Raw genomic sequence first — 20,300 nt, 5'->3', positions numbered from 1 at the left:
AGTGGCGTCCCATAGGGGGTTCGAACCCCTGTTACCGCCGTGAAAGGGCGGTGTCCTAGACCACTAGACGAATGGGACGCATATCTCGACTTCACGAGGTGGCGCGTATAATACGTAGCCCCCCCTCGCTTGTCAAGCCAGGATCCGGGCCATGGCATAGCATGGAAGTAATTGCCAATATTGGTGTCACACTAAATGCCACATCACACGATAAGAGGTAACTGACCATGCCTGACAAAATCAGCAAGACCGAGGCCCAGTGGCGCGAACAGCTAACCGCCGAACAGTACCGTATCACTCGAGAGCATGGCACTGAGGCACCTTTCAGCGGTGGTTACCAAGTCACCGACGAACACGGGATTTATCACTGCGTGTGTTGCAACGCCCCGCTGTTCGAGAACGAACACAAATTTGATGCTGGCTGCGGCTGGCCAAGCTTCGATCGCTCACTAACCCACAAAAGCATTGAGCGACGCACAGACACCAGCCACGGCATGCATCGCACCGAAGTCACTTGTTCGCGTTGTGACGCACACTTAGGCCATGTATTTCCCGATGGCCCTCGCGATACCACTGGGGAGCGTTACTGTATTAACTCCGTAGCGCTAGACTTTCATGCTGGCGAATAATTGACATTGAGCCACTCTACGGCCTCCCGCACGGCCAGCCATCTGTTATGATAGCTGGCCGTTTATTTTGTATGCAGGAGAGCCCCTGATGCTCGGCTGGTTTCCGGGACACATGAACAAAGCACGACGCCAGATTCTTGAGGCACTGCCGGAAATTGACGTCGTTATCGAGGTGCTGGATGCGCGTCTACCTTACTCCAGCGCCAACCCAATGCTGGCCGACGTCATTCGTCACAAGCCGGTGCTCAAGATTCTTTCGCGCGCGGATCTAGCCGATCCTAAGCGTACCAAGGAGTGGACAGATTATTTTGACAGCCAACCGAATACTCGGGCACTGGCCGTCACCACTACCCAAGCGCGCGAGCTCAAGCGTATCCCATCGCTATGCCATACACTAGCTGGGCATATTCGCGCTGACCGAGATGTCAGGGTCATGATTATGGGCATTCCTAACGTCGGAAAATCGACTCTAATTAATGGCCTGGCTGGACGAAACATTGCCAGAACCGGCAATGAGCCAGCCGTGACTAAACGCCAGCAAAAAGTGCGCATTCAGGGCCAAGTCGCGCTAATTGACACACCAGGCGTGCTCTGGCCTAAGATAGAAGACCAGGCGAGCGCCTATCGCCTTGCCGCTAGCGGCGCAATTCGCGATACAGCCATCGACTACATCGACGTAGCTATTGTCGCCTCCGCCGAGCTCGCCAAACGCTACCCTGAGGCACTGACCTCACGCTACAAGCTCAAAACACTGCCCCCGTACACGGCAAACCCTGATGCGGCGACTGTTGAAGCTGATGGTGACCAACGCCCTGATTTATTGGCAGCCTCTGGCTTTGATGGCCACGCCATTCTGGCTGACATTGCCTCTCGACGTGGCGGCCTGCGTTCAGGCGGAGAGATTGATTTGCATCGCGGCGCCGAAGTTCTGCTGCATGAGCTTCGCGATGGCAAGCTAGGTCGAATCACCCTCGAAACACCCGAGGATATTCCCAGTCTTAACGACGCCTCTGACGACGCCCCAGGCAACGAGGCAGCTCACACAACACCCCCCATTCCTGACGCTTAACCTTTGCCGAACCAAGCCCTACTAAGGATCCCACAAACGCCCATGGACACCCAACAGATTGCCAAGTCTCAGAAATTGAGCAACGTATGCTACGACATTCGTGGCCCGGTACTTGACCACGCCAAGCGCCTGGAAGATGAAGGCCAGCGTATTCTCAAGCTCAATATCGGCAATCCCGCACCCTTTGGCTTTGAGGCACCGGAAGAAATTCTTCAGGACGTTATTAGAAACCTGCCCTCTGCCCAAGGCTATTGCGACTCCAAAGGGCTATTTTCGGCGCGCAAAGCCATCATGCAAGAGTGTCAGCGCAAGAACATGCCAGGGGTGGGTATCGAGGATATCTACATCGGTAACGGCGTATCAGAACTGATCGTGATGGCTCTTCAGGCCTTACTCAATGACAGCGACGAAGTCCTGATTCCCGCACCAGATTATCCGTTATGGACGGCTGCCACTCACCTCGCAGGCGGACGGGCTGTACATTACCGCTGCGACGAGCAAGCTGACTGGGCACCGGATATGGACAACATTCGCGCCAAAGTCACTGACCGCACTCGCGCCATCGTCATTATCAACCCTAACAACCCCACCGGCGCTGTGTACCCGCCCGACGTACTAAACGAGCTGCTCAACATCGCTCGCCAACACAACTTGGTCGTACTGTCTGATGAAATTTACGACAAAATTCTCTACGACGAGGCCGAGCATATTGCGACCGCGTCTCTGGCCAGCGACGACCAGCTAGTCCTCACCATGAATGGTCTATCGAAAAGCTACCGTTGCGCGGGCTTTCGTAGCGGGTGGATGACAATTTCAGGCAACCAGGCCAAGCAGCGCGCGCGCGGCATGATCCAGGGGATCGACATGCTGGCCTCGATGCGGCTGTGCGCCAACGTTCCGGCACAGCACGCCATTCAAACAGCGCTTGGTGGGTACCAGTCAATCAACGATCTCGTTCTTCCAGGCGGGCGACTCTTGGCACAGCGCAACCTAACCCACGAACGCCTGAATGCCATTCCCGGCGTTAGCTGCACCAAGCCAATGGGCGCACTGTATGCTTTTCCGCGCCTAGACCCTAACGTGCATGACATCAAAAACGACCAGCAGCTGGTGCTTGATCTCTTGCTTCAAGAAAAAATCCTTCTGGTGCAGGGCACGGCGTTTAACTGGCCAGAACCAGATCATGTGCGCATCGTTACGCTACCTTGGGCTGACCAACTGGGCGACGCCCTACAACGTTTCGAACGTTTTCTGTCCAGCTATCGTCAATAGCGCAACCACTAACACACTTCGAGCCAGCAACGTTTAAGCCCGCGTTGCTGGCGAGACTTGAAACCCTACCCCTTCGCGCCTATCTAACCATTCTGACAAGCCTGCACCAGATACTGGTATATTTCTGGCTTGCTGCCGATATCAACGAAGGCCATAGCGCCAGCACCCCTTTTTTGAGGAGTACACCACTGATGATGAGAATCATGCTGTTTTTGGGGACCAACCTTGCCGTAGTACTGGTTGCCAGCCTGACTCTACGCCTACTCGGTGTAGACGCTTACTTGACCGAACAAGGCATGAACTTCAATGCCCTGCTCATTTTCTGTTTTATTATCGGCATGGCCGGATCGATGGTCTCGCTGTTCATTTCCAAATGGATGGCCAAGCGCAGCACCGGCACCGTGATTATCGAGCAACCCGCTAATGCCACAGAAAAATGGTTAGTGGATACCGTTGCTCAGCTAGCCAATGATGCCGGTATCGGCATGCCTGAAGTGGGTATCTTTCCTGCCCAGCAATCTAACGCGTTCGCTACTGGCTGGAAGCGAGACGACGCTCTGGTGGCAGTTTCCGCCGGCCTACTCAACCGCATGAGCCCAGACGAAGTACGCGCTGTTCTCGCTCACGAGATCGGCCACGTAGCCAATGGCGACATGGTCACCATGGCGCTGATCCAGGGCGTACTCAACACCTTCGTTATGTTTTTTGCACGCATCGTGGCACAGCTGGTCGACAGTTTCCTACGACGCGATGATAACGGCGGCGGCTTAGGATTTTTCGGTTATATCGCGGTAGTAACGGTGGCAGAAATTGTCTTCGGTATTCTCGCCTCCATGATCTCTGCCTGGTTCTCTCGCCTGCGCGAATACCGAGCGGATGAAGCCGGCGCCAAGTTAGCTGGAACCGATGCTATGGTGGGAGCGCTCCAGCGTTTGCAGGCAGAAAGCCAGATGCCTGATCAGATGCCTGATACGTTGACTGCCTTTGCCATTACCACCGGCCAGACCCGTAAGCTAATGGAAAAACTGTTTGCCAGCCACCCGCCGCTAGATGAGCGCATTCGCGCCCTGAAAGAAGCCAGCTATCGCCAATAAACCACCCGGCTCAGGCGATATCATTCGCCAACTACCGTCAGGCTGGCGCATCACCCGTCAGCCAGTCTGAACCCTGCCGCAGTTAACGGTGCGCCCAGCGACTGGGCGCCACCGGACAGGCGTATCGTAAGCGTTGAAAACTCGCGCCTCAGCGGGTAGTTGGCGCGACAACTATCAAAGCCTTTACTCATGCCCTGAGTCGATGCAGCTAACGACAAAGCATCGTGATCACGACGTACATCATATACAGCACGCATACACAGCCTTAACGCATCTTCACTATCCATCGCCGTTGCCAATGCCATTTCAGCCAGCGCCGGTGGCGGCATCAGCGCTCCCGGCAAAACCCGCGCGGGTAACCCAACAGTTCGGCACAGCGCGCGATAAATGCCATGGGTACCACGCAACTTTCCATCCAAGCTGTAACCTGCCACATGTGGTGTTGCCAGCTCGACTAACGTGCTTAACGCAGCGTTGATCGCTGGCTCTTGCTCCCAGACATCCAGCGCTACCTGTAAATCACCCTGACGCTCTAGTCGCTGACGCAGCGCGTTATTATCCACGCACCCCCCACGCCCCGCATTCAATAATACCGTTTGTGGTGCCAACGACTCGATTTGCTGAGCACCCAACAAATGGTACGTGGCATGCGGGCCATCATGCGTCAGCGGTGTATGCAGGCATAACACGTCGCACTGATTAATCAGCTCATCCAGCGAATGGAATCCAACCGAGGCCTCGTGCTCCGCTCTCGGCGGATCACACGCTAAACATGCAACGCCCATGGCTTGAAGACGATGCAGCAAACGACTGCCTACATTTCCGGCTCCCACAACACCAACACGACGCTCACTAAGTTGCCAGCCATAGCGCTCAGCCAGTGTTAACAGGCTAATCAACACCTGATCAACGACGGCCTCGGCATTACACCCTGGCACACTCGCAAACGTAATGCCCGAGGCTTCCAGAGCGGCTTGATCAACATGATCGGTACCAATGGTGCAGGTACCAACGAAACGCAACCGTGACTGCTCAACCAGCGTTGCCGTTACTGGAGTCACCGAACGCACGACTAATGCATCAGCGTCGCGTACGGTGCCTGCCGTAATGTCACGCCCAGGCACACGCACCACCTCACCCAAGGTGCCGAAAGTGTCATCGGCAGCAGGTACATTGGCATCAACTACAATACGCATAGCCATGATCTCCATGAAACGTGAAAAACCGACCCTGTCTGAAAGACACGCTTGCCCGCATCCTACAAGTGCTTACAATAGCCGCTTATTGTAAGCGATTCATCGTACACTGGTTGCTCGGATGACTACTGTGAAAAGCCAGTAGCCTACCGAGCATCAACCTTGCTATTAACGTTAGGAGCTGCCGTGATCGTCCGCTGGGAAACCAAGCATGACTACGTGCTGGTACATATTCATCAGGACATGTTTGGCGACTGGATATTCAGTCGTGCCTGGGGGGAGATTGGCACGCAGTCTGGCGGGCTCAGGCATCAACTGGCCGATGACCGACAACTGGCGCTCACTTGGCTTGCCGACGAAGAAACCATTCAAGCGGCACGGGGCTATCGAAAAGTACTGGAAGCCGACGACGACAGTCCTGAAGGCCGCAACGCCATGCACCAGCTATCGTTTCTCGACACAGCCCCCTAACGCTGACCGACTCGCTCAGTTCGTCAATTCAAATAGCGACGTCCTTGACGCATGTGCGCACCGCGTAACGCTTTCGTGCCAGAGCCTTTTTCATCCTCCCCACGGCTAGCCTTTTGCCAAGCCGCCTCATCTAGCCAACCACGCTCGGCAAGCCACTGCGCCAGTCTTACCGGTTCAAAGCCACGCTCCAGCTCCTGGCCTTGCTCATCAGCCAGCACCGGAATACGCACGCCATAACGCTGTACCAGTGCCTCATCGTCGCTGATCTCAACGCGCTCAAGTGTTAGCGGTTGATTGGCCAACCGCTCAAGCCAAGTGCCAAGCTCACTGCACAAATGGCAACCTAGCGTTGTATAGAGCCGCAGGCGCATTAGCTTTTCTCGTGGTGACGAATGACAAAACAGTGGTGCATATCAGGCCGACGCTGAAAGTCTGGATCGAAGGTGTTCGCAGAAATGTTGTCTACCGAAAATTCGTCAGCTAAATCCGTATCCAGCACAAAGCGCCGCTGATTATTAGAAAACACCAAGGTGCCGCCAGGAGCCAGTCTTGCCATAGCAAGGCGTACCAGCCGACCATGGTCGCGCTGCACATCAAGGGTGTTATCCGTCATCTTTTTGGAATTAGAGAATGTCGGTGGGTCAAGAAAAATCACATCAAACTGGCTGGTCGCCGTTTCCAGCCAGCGGAAACAATCATCACGTACTAATCGATGGCGTCTTGAGTCCAAGTTATTCAATGCAAAATTATCTCGCGCCCAGTCCAGATAGGTATTGGACATATCAACACTGACGCTCTCGCTGGCCCCACGACTTTTTGCTGTACCCAGCGCTGCGTGCACCGTGGCTGTGGCGGTATAACAAAACAGGTTAAGAAAACGCTTTTCTGCCGCCATATCAGCCAACCGACGACGCACTGGACGATGATCCAGAAACAGGCCGGTATCAAGATAGTCGCGTAGGTTAATCCATAGCCGCGCCGAACCTTCCTGAACCTCAAAGCGTTCTCCGCGACTATCCTGCCGCTGATATTGTCCACGCCCACTCTGCCGCTCACGCCGCTTGATGACAATTCGAACAGGGTCGACGTCCAACACCTCAGGAATAACCGACAGCGCATCGTGAAGGCGGCGCTGAGCCTGAGCCGCATCGACTGAGCGCGGCGCAGCATACTCTTGAACATGAACATAATCGCCATACACATCAATAGCCAACGCATATTCAGGCATGTCCGCATCATACAAGCGATAACAACTGACACCGCTACGCTTGAGCCACTTACGCAGCCGTCGCTGATTTTTTTCTAAGCGGTTGGCAAACATTTGCGCACCGTCAGAGCGCACGGGAAGCGACGGAGCCATCGGCTCAGAGCGTTTTTTCTCAATACCTGTTGTCACCTCTTTGGAGGCCGTTTCAAATGCGGCATCAGACGCCGTCGCGCCTGGCACCCATACCGGTACATCTATCAATAGCAACCGAGCACTCAGAGGCCCATTCCTCAATGAGTAGTGCTTGAAAGCTCGCATACCAAGGCGATGACCAAGATCGGGGTTTGCGGTAAAAACAGCCAAACGCCATCCCGGAAACGCCTCTTTCACGCGCTCACCCAGGGTGGCATAGAGCCCTACCAGTTCAGGCAACTCCCCCAGTCGTTCGCCGTAAGGCGGGTTAGTTAGAATCAAGCCATTTGTTACGTCATCAAGCGATGCTGGGCGACGCAGCTCACCCAGCCCGGCACCTTCAAGCTGAATCAATGCCGGAATACCAGCACGCATGGCATTAGCTTTAGCCGCCGCCAGCGCCGGCGGGCTACGATCAAAACCGTATATCCTGTTGCGACAGCGCTTACGGCCAATGCTCGCCCGCGCCTCAGCCTCACGCTTAAGTTCGCGCCAGCTTTCCTCATCGTGATTAGCCCAACCATGAAAGCCAAAACGCTCACGCTGAAGATTCGGTGCGCGGTCCGAGGCCATCATCGCGCCTTCAATCAGCAGCGTACCAGCGCCGCACAAGGGGTCTACCAGTGCGCCTCCCTGCTTCGCCATCTCAGGCCAGCCAGCACGGATCAGCAGTGCCGCCGCCAGGTTTTCCTTGAGTGGCGCATGGCCCACATCACGGCGATAACCACGCCGATGCAGGCTCTCGCCAGAAAAATCGATGCCTAACGTGAGTCGCCCCCGATGCAGGCTGGCATAAATCACTAGGTCTGGCTGCTGCGTGTCAACATCTGGCCGCTCCTGCCCGTCAGCCTGAAGGCGATCTACCACGCCATCTTTGACCACTTGGGCGCCAAAGCCTGTATGCCGAATGGCATCACTGCGCCCATTAAACCCCACGGCGATGGTTCGCCCGGGAAGCAAGTGGCGCCGCCAGTCAATCGTGGCAGAGGCGGCACGCAACTGCTCCGGGGTTTCAACATGCTCTTCGCGCGCTAGACACAGCACAATCCGGTTAGCCAGGCGCGACCATAGGCAGGCGCGGTAAGCGACCGCTAAGCTGGCGCTGAAATGCACGCCCGACACAGTCGTCTTGCCCGGCACTGCTCCAAGCTCTGTTAATTCATCCGCCAGCAGCAATTCCATGCCTGTAGGGCAGGTGGCTAGAAAGGTAAGTGCTGGGTGGGTCTGTGCTTGCATGATCGCCTGTCTCATCGGTGAGTGCCGCCAGTATGTAACTGGCGGCGATACGGTGCCACATTCAAATTACATTTTCTGGTCGACAACAGACCAGATACTACGCTATAGGTGGAGGTGCTGCTTAAGGCAGGCCTGAGATGCCTACCGATGTGCAATGTGTTAGACACGGCCAATGGGCCATCCATGTACCAACAAGAGCGAATACCTGAGCACAGAAAGTCCCAAGCATCGCGAGGGCGCATGGCCAAATTTTCTAGCGCTCTCCAGCAAGTCGCAAGCTACCAACATGACAAGAGGGTAAGCAATGAAACGACAGAAACGTGATCGCTTCCAACGGGCCTATGTCAAAGGATACAAAGCCGGCGTCACCGGTAAATCAAGAGATGACTGCCCCAGCCAGGAAGTTAATATGCGCGAGTACTGGATGAGCGGTTGGCGTGAGGGTCGTGGTGACCAGTGGTCTGGCATGACAGGCATCGCAGGCATCCATAAAAACCCAATGGTGCTGCAGCAGCTTTAATGCTGACATACCGAAATAAGTAGCAACTCATCAACATTAACCGGCTCGAAGTCCGACAGAGCCCATGAACTCTCATGGGCTTTTTCATGAGACGCTTCCTACGTCAATGCCTCCAGCATCCGCCTACGGGCCTGACCGACGCCTTGCATTTCACACTCTTTCGCTCAATGCTCGAGCACACTCCCTTATCAGCGCTGGCCCACGATAAATAAAGCCCGTATAAACCTGCACCAAATCAGCGCCCGCTGCTTGTTTAACCTGCGCCGCTGCGCCACTGTCAATACCACCTGCGCCAATAATTGTCATTTTTGGCAGCTGTTTACGCAACTCAGCAACAACCTCATTCGATGAAGAGAAAACTGGCCGCCCAGACAACCCACCTTGTTCGTCAGCATGCCGCTGCCCCTTCACAGCGTCACGCGAGACGGTAGTGTTGGTGGCAATCGCCGCATCAATGCCATTGTTTTTCAGGCTGAGCGCCACCAGCCCAACGTCGTCTTCGTTCATATCTGGCGCAATTTTCACCGCCAACGGAACCCGGCGACCCGTCTTCTGATCCAGCCGAGTATTCGCTTCACGCAACTGACCCAGCAACTCATCAAGCTGTTCGCCAAACTGCAATGTTCTCAGTCCAGGTGTATTGGGCGATGAGATATTTACGGTGATGTAGTCTGCATGAGCATGCACTTTCTTCAAGCACAGCAGGTAATCATCAACCGCTTGCTCTACTGGCGTGGTGAGATTTTTGCCAATATTAATTCCCAAAATGCCATCAAATGTCGACGCTCGGACGCGTTCAATCAAATGATCGACACCTGCATTGTTGAACCCCATACGATTGATGATGGCACCTGAATCAGGCAAACGAAACAGCCGCGGCTTCGGATTACCAGCCTGAGGCTTTGGCGTTACGGTACCAACTTCAACGAAACCAAAACCCAGGGCTCCTAATGCGTCTAAATGATCAGCGTTCTTATCGAGCCCTGCCGCCAACCCCACTCGATTAGGAAAACGCAGCCCCATTAACGTGACAGGATCGTCCACTCGCTCTCCGCCAAGGTATTTGGCAAGCCTCAAGCGGTGCGCCCACTCCAGCCCCGATAAAGCCAAGGCATGAGATTTTTCCGCCTCAAGACGAAACAGCAGCGATCGGGCTAACGAATACATGATGACTCCAGGGCGAGGCTGAAAATAACGCTGCGGATTATAGCGCAGCTGGCCCACAACAACGAACCCCGCCAGCGCTAAACATCACGCAGGCAGGGTTCGTTGGTTCTTACTATCGGCCAGATTTTCTTATCCGGCCTATGTCTATTCGCTAACGGCTATCAAGCGCGATTACTTTCGCTCAAATCAACCAGTTCGCGCACTGCCACAGCAAACAGAGGGAAGTCTGCCTGAGTGCCACGCACCTTTTCCAGCAACCGACACCAACGCTCATGCATAACCTCATGCTGAGTCAGCCAGGCCTGGGTACGCTCTGCCGCTTCTTTCGGACCGCCCTGCATATCTAATACCGCAGCGGTTAATGACAACTGTTGTCGCTCGATATCATCACGGAAGCTCTCACGTGCCTGAGCCTGCCAGTTATCGCCAACCTCCAGCTGAGTGACCTGCTGAATCATCCACGGCAGCTCAAGCCTGTCACCAACTTCATAGAACACCTCGGCGACGCGCTGAGGCTTATCACCGGACTGGCTGGCAACATTAATGATACCCAGTGCCGCATACAGGCTGGTAGACGCCGCGACAGTAGAGGCCAGAGCCTCAGGCACACCGGCTTTGATCAATTCATCACGACGCTGTTGCCAACGCTCGGCGTCTTCACCACGCAGACGGTTGCCAATACTCCCCTGCAGCTCGGTCAACCGTGGCTTGAAGTAATCTATCGCTTCGCTGGTACTCATGGCGCTGTGCTGGCGCAAGAACCAGCGAGTTGAGCGACGCATCATGCGTATCAGGTCAAGCATCATCGAGTACTGCACTGCGCTTGGCACCTGGTTATCCAGTGCCTCAATTTGCCCCCACAGACTGAGCAGGTTGAAGCTTTGCGCGGCAATAACATACGCACGCGCAATTTCAGCCCGTCCATATCCCGTGGAGTCCAGCAGACGACGCACAAAAACAATGCCCATATGCTCGACTAGATCATTGGCCAGCTGCGTTGCAACAATTTCACGCACCAAGCGATGCTGATACATTTCATCGTGATAACGTTCAGCCAATACCTTGGGAAAAGCGCCTTCTACATAAGCTCGTACAACGGGGTCGTCCGGCACATCAGAAACAACCAGCTCATTTTTGAGCGAACTCTTGGCATAAGAAAGCAGTACAGAAAGCTCTGGTAGCAACATGCCTTGCCCTTTATGGGCACGTTCCTGAAGCTCTTCATCGCTTGGCAAAAACTCCAGCTCACGATCAACCAGGCCAGCGGCTTCAAGCTCACTGATGAAGCGGCGGAACATATTCAGCTCTTTGAATGATGCCAGCTCAGCCAGATCCAATGCCTGGGTCTGACGATAACTACCAGCCAACACCAGCTCTGATACTTCGTCGGTCATGTCTTCTAGTAGCTGATTGCGCTGCTTCTCGGTCATGTCGCCACGGGCCACAATATCATCGATAAGTATCTTGATATTGACCTCATGGTCTGAGCAGTTCACACCGCCGGCATTATCGATAAAGTCAGTATTAACGCGCACGCCTTTCGCTGCGGCCTCCATACGCCCCAGCTGAGTCATACCAAGGTTGCCGCCCTCACCAATAACCCGCGCATTTACATCCCGGCCATTGATACGCAGCACATCGTTAGCTTTATCGCCAACGTCGGCATCGGTTTCGACACTGCCTTTGATGTAAGTACCAATACCCCCGTTCCAAATCAGGTCCACAGAGGACTTAAGCATGGCACGAATCAGCTCGTTAGGAGGCAGCTGACTCTGTGTAATACCGAAGACCTTTTTCATTTCCGGGGAAATCGCAATGGTTTTAGCACTGCGTAAAAACACACCTCCTCCCTTAGAAATCAGCTCGGTATTAAAGTCCTCCCAAGTCGTACGTGGCGTCTCAAACAAGCGTTTTCGCTCAGCGAATGTCGATGCGGCATCCGGCGTAGGATCAATAAAAATATGCATGTGGTTAAAGGCGCCCACTAAGCGGATATGTTCGGAACGCAGCATGCCATTACCAAACACGTCGCCCGCCATATCACCAATACCGACCACACTAAATGCATCTTGCTGCGTGTTAATGCCTAGACCACGAAAGTGACGCTTTACTGACTCCCAAGCACCAGTGGCCGTAATTCCCATACCTTTGTGGTCGTAGCCATGCTCCCCTCCCGAGGCAAACGCATCACCCAACCAGTGGCCGTACTCCGCAGAAATGGCATTGGCAATATTGGAGAACGTAGCAGTACCTTTGTCGGCGGCGACCACCAGATACGCATCATCACCATCATGACGAACCACTTCACGCGGCACCACCACCGTTTCGCCATCTAAGTTATCCGTTACGTCCAGCAGTGCTCGAATAAATATCTGATAACAGGCGATGCCTTCTTTCTGAGTGGTATCTCGATCTGCGCCTTCTGGCATACGCTTGCAAACAAAGCCGCCTTTGGCCCCAACCGGTACAATAACCGCATTTTTCACTTGCTGTGCTTTAACCAAACCCAACACTTCCGTACGGAAGTCTTCATGGCGATCAGACCAGCGCAGCCCACCACGCGCCACTTTTCCACCGCGCAAATGCACCCCTTCAACACGCGGCGAGCAAACAAAAATTTCATACGCAGGCAGCGGCTTAGGCATACCTGACACCTTGGCTGGCTCAAGCTTGATAGCGATATAGTCTTTTACACCGCCATGCTCATCATGCTGATAGTAATTGGTACGCAAGGTTGCGTTAATCAGCTCCATATAACGACGTAACATCTGGTCATCATTAAGGCTGGGCACGTCATCAAGCAGCGCCATAATATGCGCTTCACAAGCGGCCAACTCGCCATCATCAGGCCGCTCAACCGGATTAAAGCGCAGCGCAAATAGCGTCACTAGCTCACGAGTAATATGTGGGTAATTACTCAATGTTGTGGCGATATAGCTCTGCGACATGCCAAGGCCTATCTGCTTGAGATAGCGTGCGTAAGTACGCAGCATGGCCACTTCGCGCCAGCCAAGATTGGCACCAATAATCAGGCGATTAAAGGCATCATTGTCCGCCTCACCAGCCCAGATACGCTGAAATGCCTCAATAAAAGGCTCGCGCATTTCCTGCAGATTGACCTCACTACTACTGGCATGGTGCTCAAGATCAAAATCATGAATCCAGTGAGTGGTTCCACTAGCAACCACTTCATATGGACGCTCTCCCAGCACACGCAAGCCAAGGTTCTCCATCATCGGCAGCACATCAGAGAGCGGTATCCGCTGGTCACGATGAAACAGCTTGAGATTAACGCCACTGCCCTCTGCTTCAATCTGACGATACAAAGACAGCGCCAGCGGCTGCTGATCTGATAGTTCGCTTATATGCTGCAAGTCATAAACTGCGGTACGTGCAGAAAAATCTTCTTGGTAACTGCTCGGAAAGGCGTCACGAAAACGGTTCATCAACTGATTAGCGCGCTCTTCACCAAAGCTCTCAACAGCAGCATTCAACAGGTCATCACGCCAATTGCGTGCCAACTTGGCCATCTGTTTTTCAAGACGCTTGATCTCGTACTCAACAGGCGCGTCGCCGTTAAAACGCAAGATGAATTGAATGCGTGCCAACACCGATTCCGACAGATAGGTATTGAAATCACCAAAGGTGGCATCAAGCTCGTTGCACAGCACATCCTGCAGACGCAGCCGAAGCTCTGTGGAAAATACATCGCGTGGTACAAATACCAGGCAGGAATAGTATTTACCAAACGTATCTTCTCGAATGAACAGGCGCACACGACGACGTTCACGCAAGTCCAGGATACTCAGCGCCATCGCAGCAAGCTCACCCTCGTCGACCTGGAACAGGTCGTCACGTGGATAAACCTCAAGTGTTTGTAGCAGTCGCTTACCATTATGACCAGCAGGGTCAAAACCGGTGCTGCTCATGACTCTGTCGATCTTGCGGCGCAAAATAGGGACATGACGTGGCGAGTCGTTATATACCGTTGAGGTAAACAACCCCATAAAGCGATACTCGCCCGTAATACGCCCTTGATCGTCATAACGGTCGATAGAGATATAATCAGGATAGGCTGGGCGATGCACCCGTGCGCGGTGAGCACTTTTCGCAAAAGAAACCAGCTTCGGCGCTAACGCAACCTGCTCGCTGTCCGTTCCTTGATTAGCACGGACCCACTCACGATAACGCGGCTGATCCAAACGAAATACGCCAAGCTCACTCCCTTCCACCTTGGCAAGTTGCTTGCCACTGGCCGTCACCGAATATTCGTCATAGCCCAGAAAAGTAAAGTTATCTTCCTGTAACCACTCTAAAAAATCGATCGCTTCTTGGTGGTCCTGCTTGTCAATCTGCGCTGGGCACAGTGACTTGAGCTCATCAACCGCGCTCTGCACCTTGCTAAGCATCGGCGCAAAGTCATTGACGGAGGTGCGAACATCAACCAACACATCAGCAATGCTGGACTCAATGTCGTCTAGCTCGCTAGTATCAGTGCGGCGATCGACCTCAATGGCTATCAGCGACTCACCAACACTTTGGCTGCTGCTCTCATTGGCCGCAAGCAAACGCACAAGATGGTGCTTAGCATCACGCTCAACCTGTATCACCGTGTTGTGTATGGCATGCACGGTCATGCCGCGACGGTTCAACTCAACGCGTACCGAGTCTACAAGAAAGGGCATATCCTTGTTCAACACGGCAATGTAGGTGTGTGCTGACTGCCAGCCGTGATTTTCAAAGTCAGGGTTAATCACTCTGACCTTGGCCTCACTTTCATCAAACTGCTGCAAAAACTGCCAAAGAGACAACGTCGCTCCATAGAGCTCCTCTGGGTCTCTTTCGCTCAGGTCTTCAACGGGAACCGAGTGGTAGAAATCGTTGGCAAAGGCTACTACCTGCTTAGCTTTGCTTTCTTCTAGACAGCTTTCTATCCGCTCACAGAGCTGTTTGAGGAGATCCTCACGGGCCTCGCCATTTGCGACATCTTGCATCCTTTCACCTCGACTGGCAGTGGCCATCAATGCGGCCAAATCATGGTCTCTAGATGTTGGGCTGGTTCTGCCAGCCTTACCATGAGCTTACGCCAATATTCAGGCTGACCCCAAGAAGATGCCGACTTACACATAATCCATAACGATTTGGCATGATATCGCGCGTTTAATTGCCCTCGGCTCGGCGCTCCAGTAAGACGCCACACTCGGTATGATCCGTCCATGGAAATTGATCAAACAGAGCAAAGCGCTGAATAGCATGCGTGCGGGATAACATCTCAAGATTAGTAACCAGGCTATCGGGGTTGCAGGAAATATATACAATGCGCTCATAGTTGCTGAGCAAACTACAGCTCTCTGCATCCAGGCCAGCTCGAGGCGGGTCGACCAGCACCGTCGAGAAGTCGTACTCTTCCAACCGCATCTCGGCCACTCGACGCCCTGCTTTTTCGCCGCTCAGCGCCAGAGAAAACTCTTCGGCCGACATCCGCCCTACCGTGACATTCCCAACGCCATTGGCAAGCACGTTCTCGCGCGCACTGGCGACGGAGGTGCGCGAAATTTCCGTGGCCAATACGCGCCGAAAGTTGTCAGCCAACGCAATAGTAAAATTGCCATTCCCGCAATAAAGCTCTACTAAATCATGATCTTGACTTCCTGAAGTCACATCGCGTGCCCAGCTGAGCATGGCGCAACAAATCTCGGCATTAGGCTGAGTAAAGCTGTTTTCGACCTGCTGATAGACTAGCTCACGCCCATCGACTTCTAGGTGCTCCCACACATGATCACGAGTCAGCACAATACGCTGCTTGCGCGAACGGCCAATAATCATTACACCTAGCTCTTCTTCCAGCCGGCGCGCTTCCTCTTCCCAGTCGCCTTCCAGTGGACGATGATAAATCAGCGTCACCAAGCTCTCGCCAGATAGCGTGGTTAAAAAATCTACCTGAAACAACCGCCGTCTCAGCACCGGATTATCGCGAATGGCATCCATCAAGCGAGGCATTAACGTATTGATCGCCTGGCTAGCTACGGCATAACTATCCATTCGTACCACATGTTTTTGGGCCGGGTTATTTGGGTCCACCTCAAACATGACGTAATAAATGTCATCACCTTCATGCCAAACACGAAACTCACAACGCTGCCGGTAATGACTGGATGGCGACGCAAACACCTCTAGCTCCGGTGGCGAAAATCGTGCAAAACACTGGTTAATTCTTCTGCGCTTGGTAGCAAGCTGGTCGTCATAGCGGTCGGGGTCGACAACGGGAATAGCCACGGCGGCTCCTGAGAAATGCAGATAAATCGAGACGAAAGATGGCAAAAGGTACTGAGCAAATAGCCAAGGTTCTGCTCAATCAATCACTAGTGAACAACTGTTTTTGAAGCCATGGGCCCGTAGCCCAACGGCCAGTTCTGGGGTAAGTGCCGTCAACCAAGCGGTTTCAACCGAACCACGCGAAGCGGTTATGGGCATGATTTGCGCGCAGCGACGGGCAATGGCGTCACCTGAATCGACCCATCGCAAGGGGCGTGTCATGGCGCCGGACAACCAGTCTCGCAACAATGGAAAATGCGTACAGCCTAGCACGACCGTGTCCAGGTCATGCAGCGCATCCAATGGCGCCAGCGCGTCACGTATGCGAGACAAGTCAGGTGTTTTACCGCGCACCATCTGTTCAGCTTCAACCACTAAGGCATCAGCCGCTACACGAGTCACCCGACAGTTGCCCGCAAAGTCATGAATTAACTGATCGGTATAGGGGCGACGCACTGTCGCGCTGGTAGCCAATAGCCCAATATGACGCGAGCGGCTCAGTTCAGCGGCAGGCTTAATCGCGGGCACCGTACCAATAACGGGCACATCAAGGTGCTGACGCAATCGGTCCAGCGCCAGCGTACTCGCCGTGTTGCAGGCCACCACTAACCCAACGCAACCACTGACGTTAACGGCCGCACCACAGACCTCGACTATCCGCTTTACTAACCAGTCATCTTCACGAACGCCATAGGGAAGCATGGCGTTATCGCACGCATACGTCAGCTCTGCACTAGGCAGCCGCTGACGCAGCGCGGCAACGACCGACAGACCACCAACACCCGAATCAAATACCAGTATTGGCCCTGCCATCAGCGCCATTCCGCCATGTTAGAGGCTAAAAAAAGAGCGAAGACCGAACAAAAGTCTATCCGCAAAAATTGCGGCAAAGATAACGGCTGGGGCATGCAGTGGCTCATTATTCAACGTGGCAATAGCTTTAAACACTCAAGGGCAGATTCTAACCCAGCCGCGAGCTGTGTCGAAGCGTATACGTCAACGAAAGCCGCAAAATCTGTGGCCTGGTGATAATAGCGCTTGCTACGACTGCCAACAGCACATCACGATAAAGCCAGGGTTACATAGCGGGCGGTGCAACGTCATCTAGCTCTTCCTCAAGCGCCGGATATGCTTTCTTGAGTTGCTCAAACTGATTTGCCGCACCTTCAGGCAGTGCTGCAGCAAAGCGTTCCATGTCACTATCATCGAAGTGTTCACGCATCAAAGGCACCAAGTGCTCACGCTCTTCTCGTAAATACCTCTGGTGCATGTCCAAATACCCATCAAGGTCTGCGGCAAAGCGATCCATGGGCATCACGCCATCCATCAGAATCATGTCTAGATCAGAAGAAAGACGCAGCAGTTGCTTTCTAAGCGCACGATAATGCTCAGCCAATAACGCACTGGTACTATCCGCATCAGGCACTTTGTCATGCACAAGCTGAGCAAAGACCTCGTCCAGCAGCTTGGAAAAACCATCCATGTAATCAAGAATATAATCGACAACTTCTCGGACAAGTCGAAAGTCGGGTCGCTCTCCCTCCATCAACACTTTCTGTTTTACTTTCAGAACGTGCAGCATACCCGCCATATTGGCATGGTCTTGGCGAAGCTGATTCAACGTAGCCATACGACAACCTCCTCCAGTAATAAGCCAAATGGCCTATATCATCCGACTCCCCACCCCAAAACGAGTTCCCACGGTACAATGCAAGATAACTCAACGCTGAGAAGGGCTAGAGTCTGACGCTTTTTTGAATAAACAATACATTTAGGCATTCAGCGATTAGCTTGCAATCCTGACCGAACCTTTCCCATCCTAGCAGGCTCCAGCGAGGAATCCGAAATGGACATGTTTCAGCAATCCGTTACTGCACAAAACGCCCCATTAGCATGGCGCATGCGGCCGCGCCAACTAAGCGAATATATTGGTCAACAGGCGTTAGTCAGCCCAGGTAAACCCTTATACCAGATGATTGAAACCCATTCGTTGCACTCAATGATCCTGTGGGGCCCGCCGGGCACTGGCAAAACGACATTAGCTGAAATTCTGGCCATTCAGTCTGACGCTCACCTAGAACGATTATCCGCGGTGATGGCCGGGGTTAAAGATATCCGCGAATCGACCGAGCGGGCGAGAGTTGCTCAAGGCCAAGGGCGAAAAACGGTCCTGTTCCTCGATGAAATTCACCGCCTCAACAAGAGCCAGCAGGATGCCCTGCTTCCGCACGTGGAGTCTGGCCTGTTAACGCTGATCGGTGCGACAACGGAAAACCCTTCTTTTGAGGTCAACTCGGCTCTGCTATCCCGCACCCGAGTTTATGTGCTCAAGTCACTCAACGAAGATGAGTTACTACAGGTACTTCAGCAGGCATTGAGTGATACCGAGCGTGGCCTTGGGCTACGCCATATTCAGGCAGACGATAACGTACTACAAACGCTGGCCAGGGCAGCAGCAGGCGATGCCCGACGCGCCCTAGGCTTACTTGAAACAGCGGCAAGTTTTACGCAGCCTCACAACAGTGGAGAGCGGCTGCCACTGGAAGCGCTGTCAGATGTGATCGGCCACACCGCCAGTGCCTTTGACAAACAGGGGGATTATTACTATGACCTGCTGTCAGCTATTCACAAGTCGATTCGCTCATCACGCACCGATGCCGCACTACTCTACATGGCAAGGTTCATCCAAGGCGGCGGCGATCCGTTAGACGTCGTACGTCGTTTGGCAGCCATTGCCTCGGAAGATGTCGGCAATACCGACCCGCGCGCCCTTCCTCTCGTCATGGCGGCTTGGGATGCTTACTTACGCCTGGGAGACTATGAAGGGCAACGCGCAATTGCTCACGCATTGATCCATTTAAGCGTAGCCCCCAAGAGTAACGCGATAGACGTCGCTTGGAAGCAAGCGCAACGCTTTGCCGCCGCTCAACCCAGCCTAGAGGTGCCCAGTTATCTGCGTAACGCACCGACCAAACTGATGGAGTCTCTCGGCCACGGCCAAGGCTACCGCTACGCACACAACGAACCCAACGGCTACCCAGCGGGCAGTTCTCATGATTGCTGGCCTGACGCACTACCACGCGAAACATTTTTTCTGCCCAGCGAATATGGGCATGAGCAACGATTCAGGCAAATCCAGCAACAGCGCCTCAGCCTAGACGAAGCCGCCGACAACGCATCAAAAAAATACTAACGCTCGCTGAGCAACTCAATTACCGCTACGTATTACATCTGTGTTGTCAGGTAATTCAACATGAAAGCGATTGTCTTGAACGCTGTCATTCTGTTTAACATTGTCGAATTCAATAGCGGTTTGCTGGCCAGTACTGTCGGTCATTTGCAGCCCACCCAGCTGCTCGCCGTGGAACGTCAGCTGCAGTGTTTCAAACAACGTATCGGCGCTACGCGGCGTTAATGTGAACACCTCTGTCGTGCCACGCTGACTAGACATGACGTCATAATTTTCGGTTAACGCCTCCGCACTACCCGATAACAATAACGCAGGTGTATGCGTAACACGCTGATCCAGTGGCTGGATGGTTGCCTGCTCAAGGTCGGGATCATACAGCGTTACCTGCTCACCGTCTGACACAACAACCTGTGAGTAAGGTGCATCCACTTCCCAGCGAAAACGCCCTGGCCGTGCCAGCCACATCTCGCCACTGGCCGACTGCAAACGCTGGCCACTGCCGTCAAGAATCTTCTGGTCAAAATCTGCCACATACGTCGTCAACGGCTCGAGTATTCGTGTCAGACGATCGGCGCCGTCATCAGCAAGCGCGATGCTTGGTACTGCCAGTGATACCAGTGCACCGGTAATCAATGTCCTCAACTTCATTTTGTCTCTCCCTGTAGAGTGGCTCGCCATAACGGCCTGGTTCTGCGACCCGTATTGCCACCACAAGTTTCACTGTGACGGCAACTTGCACGCT

The 20,300-nt window shown here is 53.7% G+C and carries 16 protein-coding genes and 1 tRNA gene; 7 read left to right on the top strand and 10 right to left on the bottom strand.

What is annotated here, in order from left to right:
- Positions 1–2: 2 nt before the first annotated feature.
- Positions 3–78 (bottom strand) — tRNA-Glu (locus H616_RS0109975).
- Between the two features lie 149 nt (positions 79–227).
- Between H616_RS0109975 and msrB the strand changes: the two genes are divergently transcribed.
- From msrB to htpX, 4 genes are all read left to right on the top strand, one after another.
- Positions 228–629, top strand: coding sequence for a peptide-methionine (R)-S-oxide reductase MsrB (gene msrB, locus H616_RS0109970; RefSeq protein ID WP_027967241.1), 402 nt, complete (start codon positions 228–230; stop codon positions 627–629).
- Positions 630–717: 88 nt separating this feature from the next.
- The gene (ylqF, locus tag H616_RS0109965; RefSeq protein ID WP_027967240.1) at positions 718–1,698 is read left to right on the top strand and encodes a ribosome biogenesis GTPase YlqF; all 981 of its coding nucleotides are present in this window, start codon (positions 718–720) and stop codon (positions 1,696–1,698) included.
- A 42-nt stretch (positions 1,699–1,740) separates the two neighbouring features.
- Complete coding sequence (locus tag H616_RS0109960) at positions 1,741–2,970, top strand: pyridoxal phosphate-dependent aminotransferase (RefSeq protein ID WP_027967239.1); 1,230 nt, start codon at positions 1,741–1,743, stop codon at positions 2,968–2,970.
- A gap of 191 nt (positions 2,971–3,161) precedes the next feature.
- Positions 3,162–4,064 (top strand): protease HtpX, encoded by a 903-nt coding sequence (gene htpX, locus H616_RS0109955; RefSeq protein ID WP_027967238.1) that lies wholly within the window; start codon positions 3,162–3,164, stop codon positions 4,062–4,064.
- Positions 4,065–4,114: 50 nt separating this feature from the next.
- Here htpX and pdxB read toward each other — a convergent pair whose 3' ends face one another.
- On the bottom strand, positions 4,115–5,260 hold the full coding sequence (gene pdxB / locus H616_RS0109950; RefSeq protein WP_027967237.1) for a 4-phosphoerythronate dehydrogenase PdxB: 1,146 nt from the start codon (positions 5,258–5,260) through the stop codon (positions 4,115–4,117).
- Positions 5,261–5,446: 186 nt separating this feature from the next.
- On the opposite strand from pdxB, the gene H616_RS0109945 reads away from it, so the two are divergent.
- Entirely contained in the window at positions 5,447–5,731 is a 285-nt protein-coding gene (locus tag H616_RS0109945; RefSeq protein ID WP_027967236.1) for a hypothetical protein, read from the top strand.
- A gap of 23 nt (positions 5,732–5,754) precedes the next feature.
- On the opposite strand, the gene H616_RS0109940 is transcribed toward H616_RS0109945, so the two are convergent.
- Positions 5,755–6,102 (bottom strand): glutaredoxin family protein, encoded by a 348-nt coding sequence (locus tag H616_RS0109940; protein ID WP_027967235.1) that lies wholly within the window; start codon positions 6,100–6,102, stop codon positions 5,755–5,757.
- The gene (gene rlmKL / locus H616_RS0109935; RefSeq protein ID WP_035572986.1) at positions 6,102–8,366 is read right to left on the bottom strand and encodes a bifunctional 23S rRNA (guanine(2069)-N(7))-methyltransferase RlmK/23S rRNA (guanine(2445)-N(2))-methyltransferase RlmL; all 2,265 of its coding nucleotides are present in this window, start codon (positions 8,364–8,366) and stop codon (positions 6,102–6,104) included. The genes H616_RS0109940 and rlmKL overlap by 1 nt, the downstream gene beginning before the upstream one ends.
- Positions 8,367–8,670: 304 nt before the next feature.
- On the opposite strand from rlmKL, the gene rmf reads away from it, so the two are divergent.
- Positions 8,671–8,886: a ribosome modulation factor gene (gene rmf, locus H616_RS0109930; RefSeq protein ID WP_027967233.1), complete on the top strand. Its 216-nt coding sequence runs from the start codon at positions 8,671–8,673 to the stop codon at positions 8,884–8,886.
- Positions 8,887–9,036: 150 nt separating this feature from the next.
- Here the strand turns inward: rmf and H616_RS0109925 are convergent, their stop codons facing one another.
- The 5 genes from H616_RS0109925 to H616_RS0109905 all read right to left on the bottom strand — a co-directional run bounded on the left by H616_RS0109925 (position 9,037) and on the right by H616_RS0109905 (position 17,998).
- Positions 9,037–10,053 carry a quinone-dependent dihydroorotate dehydrogenase gene (locus H616_RS0109925; RefSeq protein WP_027967232.1) on the bottom strand — a complete coding sequence of 339 codons (1,017 nt, stop codon included), beginning with the start codon at positions 10,051–10,053 and terminating at the stop codon, positions 9,037–9,039.
- Between the two features lie 161 nt (positions 10,054–10,214).
- Entirely contained in the window at positions 10,215–15,047 is a 4,833-nt protein-coding gene (locus tag H616_RS0109920; RefSeq protein ID WP_027967231.1) for an NAD-glutamate dehydrogenase, read from the bottom strand.
- Between the two features lie 166 nt (positions 15,048–15,213).
- Complete coding sequence (trmA, locus tag H616_RS0109915) at positions 15,214–16,329, bottom strand: tRNA (uridine(54)-C5)-methyltransferase TrmA (RefSeq protein ID WP_027967230.1); 1,116 nt, start codon at positions 16,327–16,329, stop codon at positions 15,214–15,216.
- 75 nt (positions 16,330–16,404) lie between these two features.
- Complete coding sequence (gene murI / locus H616_RS0109910; RefSeq protein ID WP_027967229.1) at positions 16,405–17,181, bottom strand: glutamate racemase; 777 nt, start codon at positions 17,179–17,181, stop codon at positions 16,405–16,407.
- 265 nt (positions 17,182–17,446) lie between these two features.
- Positions 17,447–17,998: a hemerythrin domain-containing protein gene (locus H616_RS0109905; RefSeq protein WP_027967228.1), complete on the bottom strand. Its 552-nt coding sequence runs from the start codon at positions 17,996–17,998 to the stop codon at positions 17,447–17,449.
- 216 nt (positions 17,999–18,214) lie between these two features.
- Between H616_RS0109905 and H616_RS0109900 the strand changes: the two genes are divergently transcribed.
- Complete coding sequence (locus tag H616_RS0109900; protein ID WP_035572985.1) at positions 18,215–19,561, top strand: replication-associated recombination protein A; 1,347 nt, start codon at positions 18,215–18,217, stop codon at positions 19,559–19,561.
- A 15-nt stretch (positions 19,562–19,576) separates the two neighbouring features.
- On the opposite strand, the gene lolA is transcribed toward H616_RS0109900, so the two are convergent.
- Positions 19,577–20,206, bottom strand: coding sequence for an outer membrane lipoprotein periplasmic chaperone LolA (gene lolA, locus H616_RS0109895; protein WP_027967226.1), 630 nt, complete (start codon positions 20,204–20,206; stop codon positions 19,577–19,579).
- Positions 20,207–20,300: the final 94 nt, after the last annotated feature.

The organism is Halomonas halocynthiae DSM 14573, from assembly GCF_000425725.1.
GTDB classification, from domain to species: domain Bacteria; phylum Pseudomonadota; class Gammaproteobacteria; order Pseudomonadales; family Halomonadaceae; genus Halomonas; species Halomonas halocynthiae.
This window is presented reverse-complemented; position numbering and strand designations above follow the sequence as displayed.

Excerpts from the sequence above, each read along its gene's own strand:
- msrB (WP_027967241.1), top strand. The coding sequence starts at position 228 with ATGCCTGACAAAATCAGCAAGACCGAGGCCCAGTGGCGCGAACAGCTA.
- ylqF (WP_027967240.1), top strand. The coding sequence starts at position 718 with ATGCTCGGCTGGTTTCCGGGACACATGAACAAAGCACGACGCCAGATT.
- murI (WP_027967229.1), bottom strand. The coding sequence starts at position 17,181 with ATGGCAGGGCCAATACTGGTATTTGATTCGGGTGTTGGTGGTCTGTCG.
- lolA (WP_027967226.1), bottom strand. The coding sequence starts at position 20,206 with ATGAAGTTGAGGACATTGATTACCGGTGCACTGGTATCACTGGCAGTA.
- htpX (WP_027967238.1), top strand. The coding sequence starts at position 3,162 with ATGATGAGAATCATGCTGTTTTTGGGGACCAACCTTGCCGTAGTACTG.
- H616_RS0109900 (WP_035572985.1), top strand. The coding sequence starts at position 18,215 with ATGGACATGTTTCAGCAATCCGTTACTGCACAAAACGCCCCATTAGCA.
- H616_RS0109905 (WP_027967228.1), bottom strand. The coding sequence starts at position 17,998 with ATGGCTACGTTGAATCAGCTTCGCCAAGACCATGCCAATATGGCGGGT.
- H616_RS0109920 (WP_027967231.1), bottom strand. The coding sequence starts at position 15,047 with ATGCAAGATGTCGCAAATGGCGAGGCCCGTGAGGATCTCCTCAAACAG.
- H616_RS0109925 (WP_027967232.1), bottom strand. The coding sequence starts at position 10,053 with ATGTATTCGTTAGCCCGATCGCTGCTGTTTCGTCTTGAGGCGGAAAAA.
- H616_RS0109960 (WP_027967239.1), top strand. The coding sequence starts at position 1,741 with ATGGACACCCAACAGATTGCCAAGTCTCAGAAATTGAGCAACGTATGC.
- H616_RS0109940 (WP_027967235.1), bottom strand. The coding sequence starts at position 6,102 with ATGCGCCTGCGGCTCTATACAACGCTAGGTTGCCATTTGTGCAGTGAG.
- rlmKL (WP_035572986.1), bottom strand. The coding sequence starts at position 8,366 with ATGCAAGCACAGACCCACCCAGCACTTACCTTTCTAGCCACCTGCCCT.
- pdxB (WP_027967237.1), bottom strand. The coding sequence starts at position 5,260 with ATGCGTATTGTAGTTGATGCCAATGTACCTGCTGCCGATGACACTTTC.
- rmf (WP_027967233.1), top strand. The coding sequence starts at position 8,671 with ATGAAACGACAGAAACGTGATCGCTTCCAACGGGCCTATGTCAAAGGA.